A 9,675-nucleotide genomic window follows, 5' to 3' on the forward strand; every position below is an offset into this window, starting at 1 on the left:
GGTTCATCCTCGGCAAGCTGGGGCCGCCGGGCTCCCGCGCCAACTACATCTGTTCCAAGGTCTTTCCCCATGCGCTGATCGTGGCCCCCACGGGCCGCGGCAAGACCACGGGTTTCGTCATTCCGAACCTGCTGACCTGGCAAGGCTCCGCAGTGACGCTCGATGTGAAGGGCGAGTGCTTTGAGGCCACGGCCCGACACCGCGCAGCCCAAGGCGACAAGGTCTATCGCTTTGCCCCCACCGATTGGGAGGGCAAGCGCACGCATCGCTACAACCCGCTCCTGCGCATCTTTGAGCTGAAAGATCCCGCGCGCCAGCAGATGGAACTGCAGCTCCTGGCGACGCTGTTCCTGCAGAGCGACAATGACCGGGTGCAGGGCCTCCTCAAGGGNCTTTGAGCTGAAAGATCCCGCGCGCCAGCAGATGGAACTGCAGCTCCTGGCGACGCTGTTCCTGCAGAGCGACAATGACCGGGTGCAGGGCCTCCTCAAGGGCGGGATTGATCTCTTCGTGGCGGCAGGGCTCTTGGCCTTCCAGCGCAAGCGCCCCACCTTGGGCGAGATCTATCGCATCGCGGCCTCCGGTGGAAACAAGCAGAAGGAATACTTCGCGCGCGGCCACGAGGTGGACAACAGGGCCGCCAAGCTGATCTTTACGCGGCTGGCCTCGACCAACAACGATACGCTGACCTCCTATGTCTCGCTCCTGATGACCTCGGGGCTCGACCAATGGCAGAACCCGGCGATCGATGAGGCGACGGCGGTCTCGGATTTTGATTTCCGGACGATCCGCAAGAAGCCCTTTTCGGTCTATCTCGTCGTCCAGCCGCTGATGGTGAAGCCGCTGGCGCCGCTGATCCGGCTCTTCTTCTCCGATCTCCTCTCCGCCATGCAGGAAAAGGACCCCGGGCCGGATGAGCCCTGGCCGGTGATGATCATGCTCGACGAGTTCAATCGCCTCGGCAAAATGCCCATCGTGGTCGAAAGCATCGAGACACTGCGCACCTATCGTGGTCACCTCGCCGTGGTCACCCAAACCATTCCCGCCCTCGATGAAATCTACGGCGAAAACACCCGCCGCGCCTTGCAGGGGAATGCGGGCGTGAAGCTCTACCTGACGCCCTCCGATGAAAAAACCGTCGAGGAGCTGAGCAAGGCGGTCGGAAAGACCACCAAGACCGTCATTACGCTATCCCAGTCCATCGGCAAGAACCCCTTCGAGGGCCGCAGCCAATCGACCCGGACTGAAGAGAGCTCGTTGTTGCCTGAAGACGAAGCGCGCCGTCTCCCCCTCGACGAGATTGTCATGGTGATCGATGCCCAGATGCCGGTCCGCGCGAAGCGGATCCAGTATTTTGACGACCGGCTCTTTAAGGCGATCCATGCGGCGCAGACGGGCGAATTGCCGTTTCCGGAGCCGGGGGGAGGGGGATCGCAAGGCACGCTGCCGCTGAGTGTCCGCGCCATGCCGATGACACCGCCGTCGAACGGGTCAGGCGGACCCAAGGCCGACGTTGAGGCCGCGCGCCAGGCTGCTGATGGCCAATCGTTAGGGCAAACTGATGTCGCCCCAAAGAAGACTGCGCCTGTCGTTCAAGCCGCCATCGCTGAGGAACAGCGACAGATGGAAATGGATTTTGGGGGCCAAGTTGCAGATGCCGAGACAGTGGGCGTGGATGATGAGGCGCAGATGCGCTCTGCTGTCGATGGCTTAGAAGACATGGAAGCGATGCTGCAGGAGGAGGGCGGCAAAAAGCCAATGCACCGGTAGGGCGGTGGGCATGGTCTGACGGTCATAGAGGGCGGGGAGCGGGCGGTCAGCAGGGAGACTCCGTAGCCACGCCAAACTGATTAAGCCGAGGTTTCACGGTCACGACGGCAGCAGGCGGACGTGACTAGGTGGTCAGTCAGATCTGGACCTGCGGACTTCAGGTTATGAGCCGCAGCACGAGCATTGCCGCCATCGTAATGAAATCAATCACTTACCGCGCATGCCTTTGCATCTCTTCAGTTTTCCTCCGTCATCAGAAGGATATCGCCGCCACTAAACCGGATAAGCCAGTTCACAAAGGACTTCATGGGTTGACCACACGTTCACAAGCCAAGCTGATCACTGGACATCATCAGGCGGCCGGAAGCGGCTTGCCTTGTTTCACTTGATCGCACCACGGTCGAACTCAAGGCATGACTAGCCAAGCTGGCCTCCCCCCACGAGCAGGCCACCTGTGCCAACTCGGTCTGAAACACCGCTTGGACCAGAGAAGCGCTTCGATCCAAGCCCCCATACGCGAACTGGATTGTGTATCAACTCTCTGAAGCAAAATGACATTTTCAGCGTCGCGATCACCTGGCAACCGACAACGAGCTCACAGCGTCAGAAGCAAGCAGGAAACAGCCAATCATTGAAGAACGCCAAGGGCTTGACTATACACATAGAGATTGTCCTCGTCGCATCACCCACCCCAGTAAGTTCCAAACGGCTAACAGAACCGTTCATCAGCCACCAAGCCTGCCGCAAAACAGGCGAAAAGAAATGAAGATCGGCCTCAGTGTTCGACCACTCGTCCTCCGAAATCAAGATTGCAAGCCTGTTCTCGGGATGCGGGGGGCTTGATCATGGCTTCGAAGAGGCTGGGTTCAGAATCCATTTTGCAGCTGATCAGAATGCTGAAGCCGTAGAATGCTACAATTCGGGCCTTAGGCCGGTTGCGCGACAGCTCACAATAGATAAATATTTCGAATTCGCTTTCCAGCCCGATGTGATTATTGCTGGTCCACCTTGTCAAGGTTTCTCCACGGGTGGCGGATACAAGGCCAATGACGAGAGAAATGACCTTCTCATTTCCACTTGCTCAATAATCGCGCGATGCAAGCCCCAACTTGCTGTCATTGAAAACGTTGAAGCCCTCACGAATCGCAGAAACTCTGGCTACTTCAATGGTGCCTTAGAAGCACTTGCTTCGGCAGGTTATCATTGTGAGTGGTCGGTACTCTCAGCGACAGATTTCGGAGTTGCGCAACGCCGTCGCCGAACCGTCATAGTCGCAAGAAAGAACGCTCCATTTACAATGTATCGTGCATCCCCCCGTGGAACCATAAAACTCTCATCTGTACTCTCCGGAATTCCAGACAACGACATAAATCACAGGCCGGTCTACCATAGCCCTGACTCAAAACACCATCGGGTGGCACTCAGGATAAAGCCCGGTCAAAAACTCTGTAACGTGCGCTCTGGACCAAACAGCGTACCAACTTGGGAGATTCCTGAAGTTTTTGGATCAACAAACAATGCTGAGAAGCTAGTGCTCGAGGCTATCCGACAGCTGCGCAGAACCGAGCGCAAGCGGTCTTTTGGAGATGCCGATCCAGTCAGCGTCGACCGTCTTGCCGCCATTTGTGCGAGTGCTGACACCCAAACAATAGATAACCTGAAGCGCATTGGATACTTGAGAGCCGTAGGGGACGAAATCGACCTAACAAACACGTTTAATGGAAAGTACCGCCGACTACGAGCAGATGATGTATCCCCAACAGTCGACACCAGATTTGGCGATATTCAACTCTTCCTTCACCCCTCGGAGCATCGGGGCATGACCGTACGTGAGGCGGCAAGAATTCAAGGATTTTCCGATTCCATCAAGTTTCCCAAGAATGAGAAATCGGCATTTCGATTGATAGGAAACGCGGTACCACCTCCTATGGCGTTCGAGCTTGCGAAGTACTGTAGGGAGCTTCTATGAGCGAGAGATTGACCGAGCTGCCTCAGGAATGGGACTTTCCTGGTGATGAGAGCCCGCTACCCGAAGAATCAATAACATTACTGAACTACCTGAGCAGAAAAGTATTTAATGACTACGAGCCTGCTCAGTTTCACCCCTTTCGCGCACGTCTCCTCGATTGGATTAACAATCTACCCGATCCACGAGATCAGCAAATGCTGGTCTCACTTCTCTTAGACGTCTTCTATGTTGGGCGGCGGGAATTTGAGGCACTGTTTCGATCAGCATATAGAGGCGCGATCGCGCGATGGATACTTGACTCGACCAATCTCGACCCGTTCTCACCAACTATCGACAACAGTATTCGGACCTACGCGGATGAACTATGGATATGTCCGGTGTCGGACAGCCTGCGGATCAACTCCTTTCTGAAAGTCAATGGACTGAAGAGCAAAGAAGTTCGACCGGACTGGCGATCACTCGGGCGTCTCGGCGACGAAATTAAAATCCGAGATTATGTTAATAGGAACAAGATAAAGGGGCTTGTTCTTCTGGAAGATTTCGTTGGATCAGGTCGACAGTCAACAGCCGCTGTCAAGTTCGCAGCTAAGGCACTTTCAGACATTCCGATACTGTTCTGCCCCTTGGTTGTGTGCCCGAAGGGCGACAAGGCACTTATCGAACTCACCAACGGCCTCCAGAATGTCCGGTACGACCCGATTGTGGTACTGCCTGATGACGTGGTCTTGGATTTTGAGAAGTCACGCGGAGCCGAGGCCACCGAGGTTGATGCCTTCTTGAGACGTATCATGCCTTCACTGCAAGCAGCTACTGAAGAGTTCATGTACGGCTTTGAGGAGACGGGCGCAAAAGTGGTACTGTTTTCAAACTGTCCTAACAACACACTTCCGATCTTCCACCATGAAACCGAACAATGGAAGCCGCTGTTTCCGAGAGTGATGAGGCAGTCATGAAGTCAAACCCCTTCTTTGAACTTTATGTCGGGGACAGGATTTCTGCTCACGAGTTTGTGACAGTTTTCAGTCCACTATTGGTGGAGCACACAGAGGCCCTGTTTCTTCCGGGGAACATTGTTGTGACTGGCATTCAAGGCTGCGGCAAAAGCATGCTCCTCAGTCTACTGAAACCAAAGGTACGGATGGAGTTCGACACCGCTGGGGAAGCCTTCCCAGTTCGCGACGACCTTCGCCGATTCATCTGTGGCTCAGTAAATCTTGCACATCAGAACGTAATCGATTTTGGTTATCGTAGCGCTATTGACGCTGACGTCCTCCAAACCGAATTACAGTTTGCTGATTTCCTAAACTACCTGCTGTGCGACAGTATTCTTTCAAGCATTGAGCAATATTTGGTCGCCCCACATCATATTCGCGCTGAGGTCGGCCTACTAGGCGCACAAGTTGACTTTGATCAGTTCGCGCTTGAAATTTCCAACCATCCTATTTGGGAGGGTTGGCTGGGGAGGTGCGAGAGTTTTGCGCAGCTTCGTTCTAGGCTAGGCGATCGAGCACGTGCATATAGAAGGTTCTTGCATGGGAAGGACCGCGATCTTGATCATTCGATAAAGGATACAATCACTGCCATAGGCAGCCCACAAATTGTGCTCGCTGAACTCTTGAGAGGTGGCGGATGGATCGATAGTCGAACTCACGTGTTTGCAGACATCGATCAGTACGAAGAACTTGGCAGTATTTCATCGAGACAAACTGCCGGAGAAGCAGTTGACTATCGAGCGGTGATCAATAAAGCGCTTTCATCTCGAAATGGAGAAATCTCATATCGAATTGGAACCCGAGGTTATTCCTGGAAGAGCCACGGAAAGATTCACGGAACCTCCGGCAATCTTGAGCAAATGCGTGACTATAAGTACATCGACCTAGATGACATTCTGCGCAAGCACGAAGACGATAGCAGTCGCGCCGGACACGTGTTTGATCGTTTTGCGGTTGATGTATTCGCGCGACGGCTTCGCTTTTCGGGTTTTGATGTTCCGAAAGGCCATGAGGCGAAGAAGTTTGAAGAAGTCTATGGCAGAAATCTCAGCCCAGAGGAAAAGGTTAATCAGCATCTCGGAATTCGGGAAAAGGCAAGTTATGTCAAGGTTGAAGATGGTTGGTCCGAGACGACGAAGTCTTCGTTGCGCTCGCTTGCCGAGCGCAACTTCTACCAGGCTAAGCTTGGTGAGCTTTGGGTCCGACAAAAGGGTGACGTCGATAATCTCAGCGTGAGGGATGAGTTGCTGCCCTGGCGCAGAAGCTCTAGCCAATGGTGGAGGAAGGAGCGCGCCCATGCGATGGTTGTTAGGATAGCATCCGAGACGAAGCAGAAGACTATTTGGGGTGGGGCGAGCGAACTACTTGAGCTTGCAGGGGGCAGCATCTTGGCCTTTTTGGGTTTGAATCAGTTCATTTGGAGTACGCTCATTCAACGCAACGATCGCCCTGAGATTGGGCTCGGTGAAGTTCCAAGTGTGCCAGTTTCAGTCCAATCGGTTTCAATACTTAAAGCAAGTAAAGCTTGGGTTGAAATGATTTACGAGCAATCTGGACGGAGTGCTGAGCGAGCACGTTTCGTTAGCAATGTGGGAAGCATTCTCAGAAAGAAACTTCTTGATGACAAGAACCTCTCTTACCCCGGCGCCAATGGCTTTTCTTTATTAGACAGGGATTTGGATGAGTTTCCGGAGGTACGATCTTTTTTAGAGGAGCTTGCGGACTATGGCAATGTCCTGATGTTGCCACATACGTCCAAGTCTAGCGATCGAAAGTTACGAACAAAGTTCTACTTTCATCCAATATTCTGCCCAAGTCTTGGCTTGCCATACGTTAGAACAAAGGAACCGTACTATGCAAAGATTGGGGAGGTAGCTGGCTGGATTTACGAAAGTGGTTATGAGGTGCCCCTCCGGAGTTCACCGCCTGAGGTGCAGAAAGGTTTAATCTAAACGATGACCAACTTCGTTTTTCGACCTTGGGGTCGGCCGCTCTGGGTGTGCGAGAAGTACGGACAAGCTAACTGGACGGTCTTGGCTTGCTTTGGTACTGAAAAGAGGTCTGTTGTTTCAGCTTCACAGCTTGCACGCTTCGCCACGAAAGTAATTCTTGTAAAGGTGGAGGACCCAAGACTAGGCACCCGAGAATTTTTGGACAGCCAAGCAAGTGCATTTGGACGTAATCGTGACTACTATGATCGAGAAGCTCCCCTCGCTGCCCATTATGAGTCCGCGGACTTGAAGGCATCAATTGATAGGATTGAAGAGGTCTGTAGGAACGCTGCGGAGAGCGGCAATGTTATTCTCGACATAACTTCTTTTCCAAAGCGTTGGTTCTTTCCAATGCTTCGCTTCCTAGTTTCTGATGATGGTGTTCAGAATTTGCAGGTTGTGTACACCCGTGGTACCAGCCATGCAAAGGTACTTGCCGAGAGCCCGGAAACACTCCGAGTACTTCCGACGTTCGCCACCATGGATGCTAGAGACAGTCACGATGTTGCTTTTGTTGGTGTTGGGTTCCATCTTCACAGCATGTTGACGATGTTTGGCAATGACAGAGCTCGAGCCATGCATCTTCTTTTTCCGTTTCCACCTGGACCACCTGGCATTCAAAGGAACTGGAAGTTTGTTCAACAGGTCGAAAGGGTTGTACAAAGAGACGCTACGCTTTTAGATGGCGCTGATCCAATTAATTTCTTGCATTTGGACTCCATTGACGTCTCCCTCGCATTTGACGCGATGCGGATGGCATCAAATGGCGGAAAAAAGACTTCAATGATGGCGCCGTATGGTCCCAAGCCGTTTTCTCTTGCGATGTGTCTTTTTGCGATAGCTGCAGAGCGCGCGAGACTTGACGACATTCCGGTCTACTATTCTCAACCCAAAAAGTATGCCGTTGACTACACGGCAGACGCAGCATCCCGGTTGGGCGCTCTCGATACGTGGTCATATGCAATAAAAAGGGCGGGTCGTTTTCTCTACGAAATGTAGTGGCGGCATAACAGCCACCACTACATTCTATTGGAACCAACCGCTAATCTCCCATGCAGGTCGTCGCGCATGGGACGTCTGCCGCATAAAGCGACGCCCGCGAGGCAAAAGTGCCGGTTTCGCGAGTTGGAACCTAGCTCGTACAAGTGTAGACGCCGAGCGTCAAGAGTACGCATCCTTCTATTTTTATTGACTTTTTCGAGGGGCGAAAAGGCACCATATCGTGTTGCTTGCGTCGCATCTCCCACTATCTGTGCCTTTGATGGAGACTGGTCCAGACAGCTCACAGTTCGGCTGTTCGGATGTGCGGGTAGATCTTTGCGTAGGCCGTCGGTGCGTTGGCCACGTTTGCGAATCATAACTGCCTCGCCACTGCCACGTGCGTTCTGTGGTTCAGTGGCGGGATGATGCAAATCGGTCTTCGACCATAGGCTCGAGCCCGGACGTACCCTCCCCGCCCCAATTCCACCTTCCGCCTGTATTCCGGTCCTTGGCCCGTGGTCCGACTTGCTAGTGGCGCGGGTCTACGCCTGTGTCGTCGGGCAAGGAGGCGAAATGGATGGTCAAACGACTGCAACTGAATGAGAAAACCCTGCGGGAGGCAGAACCGAAGCCCGGCGTCAGTTATCAGATCTTCGACACGGACGTGATCGGCTTCGCCGCCCGCGTGCAAGCATCGGGCGCTCGCACCTTCACCATCGACTACCGGCATGCCGGGAGGCAGGGGCGCATGACTATCGGGAGCTGGCCGGAGTGGAGCGTCACGGCCGCGCGCGAGCGCGCCAAGGAACTGCGCCGCGCCATCGACGAGGGACAGGATCCTCTGGCGATGCGCGACGAGTGGCGCGGGGCTCCGCGCATCACGGACATGATCGACCGCTACATCGCCGAACACCTGCCGAAACTGGCCAAGACGAATGCGGGCGACCAGGTCTCGACGCTGAAGAAGAAGATGGTGGAACCCGCCCGGGGCAACCGGCTGGTGACGGAGATCACCAAGTCCGGCGTCGCGAAGTTCCTCGATTTCGTGGCCGAGGGGCGGCCCCGCCCCTGCAAGGCAAAGCCCAACAACCGCGCTCGCAAGCTGCAGGGTCACAAGCCCACGCCGATCCGCGCCAACCGCATGGGCGAGGTGCTGCGCAAGATGTTCACGCTGGCCATCGACTGGGGCTGGAGGTCGGACAACCCGGCACAGAGCTTCCACCGGCGGATCGAGCATGCGGTCTCCGCCTGCATTCCGGTCCTGTCGCCATGCTTTGCTTGATATGGGCGCGATTCCACGCCTCATGTCGGACGAGCGATGGAGTGCGATCTATGGTCAACAGGTTGAAAATGAATGAGAAAACCGTCCGTGAGGTTGAGAACCTGGGACGGGATTACCAGATCTTCGACACAGATGTGCGAGGGTTCTCGGTCACAATCACCCTTCCGGAAACCGGGCCTTCACGCTGGACTTCCGGGACGTGGGTCGCCATCGGCCGATGCCCGTCCAGCGTCGCATCGGCACTATCACGGCCAACTACAAGCAGGGATGCTGGTCGACCGGCATCTTTTGGGAGCGCGGGATAAGCACCCACTACAGGCGAACGTCCGCATTGGGCCGAGGCTGTGTGGAAACTCGGCGACCACTGCCTTCCGAGGCGCAACTTCAGCCAGCTTGCTGATATCCGGCTCAGGTTGGTTGTATGGGGTGTTTTTGATGCCTCCGAAGGCTTGGGAGGAGCTTTGGCGCACACCGAAGCTTGAATTACAGCCAGTAATTGTCAGGATCACCCAGGGATAGCCGCCCGCAGCCCCTTGATCCCGACCAGGGCGACCATGCGCTTGATGTTGTAGGCCAGCACGTTCAGCGCCATCTCGGTGCGGACGTTCTTCAGGCGGCGCATCAGGAAATGGGTGGAGCCCATCCAGGTGTTGATTTCCACCCAGAACTGAGCCGGGTAGGCGCATAATT

General features: G+C 54.7%; 4 protein-coding genes and 3 pseudogenes. 6 read left to right on the forward strand and 1 reads right to left on the reverse strand.

What is annotated here, in order from left to right:
- From VK682_RS26555 to VK682_RS26580, 6 genes and pseudogenes are all read left to right on the forward strand, one after another.
- Positions 1–1,770 (forward strand): annotated as a pseudogene (locus VK682_RS26555) (type IV secretory system conjugative DNA transfer family protein); the annotation flags it as partial.
- Between the two features lie 778 nt (positions 1,771–2,548).
- Positions 2,549–3,739 carry a DNA cytosine methyltransferase gene (locus VK682_RS26560; RefSeq protein WP_230798160.1) on the forward strand — a complete coding sequence of 397 codons (1,191 nt, stop codon included), beginning with the start codon at positions 2,549–2,551 and terminating at the stop codon, positions 3,737–3,739.
- Entirely contained in the window at positions 3,736–4,692 is a 957-nt protein-coding gene (locus VK682_RS26565) for a phosphoribosyltransferase-like protein (protein WP_230798161.1), read from the forward strand. The genes VK682_RS26560 and VK682_RS26565 overlap by 4 nt, the downstream gene beginning before the upstream one ends.
- Positions 4,653–6,683 (forward strand): ORC-CDC6 family AAA ATPase, encoded by a 2,031-nt coding sequence (locus tag VK682_RS26570; RefSeq protein ID WP_230798162.1) that lies wholly within the window; start codon positions 4,653–4,655, stop codon positions 6,681–6,683. The genes VK682_RS26565 and VK682_RS26570 overlap by 40 nt, the downstream gene beginning before the upstream one ends.
- Before the next feature lie 3 nt (positions 6,684–6,686).
- Entirely contained in the window at positions 6,687–7,721 is a 1,035-nt protein-coding gene (locus VK682_RS26575; protein ID WP_230798163.1) for a hypothetical protein, read from the forward strand.
- A 559-nt stretch (positions 7,722–8,280) separates the two neighbouring features.
- Positions 8,281–8,943, forward strand: a pseudogene (locus VK682_RS26580) (integrase arm-type DNA-binding domain-containing protein); the annotation flags it as partial.
- 547 nt (positions 8,944–9,490) lie between these two features.
- Here VK682_RS26580 and VK682_RS26585 read toward each other — a convergent pair.
- Positions 9,491–9,675 (reverse strand): annotated as a pseudogene (locus VK682_RS26585) (hypothetical protein); the annotation flags it as partial.

This window comes from Salipiger marinus (assembly GCF_035481585.1).
Lineage (GTDB): Bacteria > Pseudomonadota > Alphaproteobacteria > Rhodobacterales > Rhodobacteraceae > Salipiger > Salipiger marinus.

What these genes read in the sequence shown, in the direction of transcription:
- VK682_RS26565 (WP_230798161.1), top strand. Translation starts at nt 3,736, where the DNA reads ATGAGCGAGAGATTGACCGAGCTGCCTCAGGAATGGGACTTTCCTGGT.
- VK682_RS26570 (WP_230798162.1), top strand. Translation starts at nt 4,653, where the DNA reads ATGGAAGCCGCTGTTTCCGAGAGTGATGAGGCAGTCATGAAGTCAAAC.
- VK682_RS26575 (WP_230798163.1), top strand. Translation starts at nt 6,687, where the DNA reads ATGACCAACTTCGTTTTTCGACCTTGGGGTCGGCCGCTCTGGGTGTGC.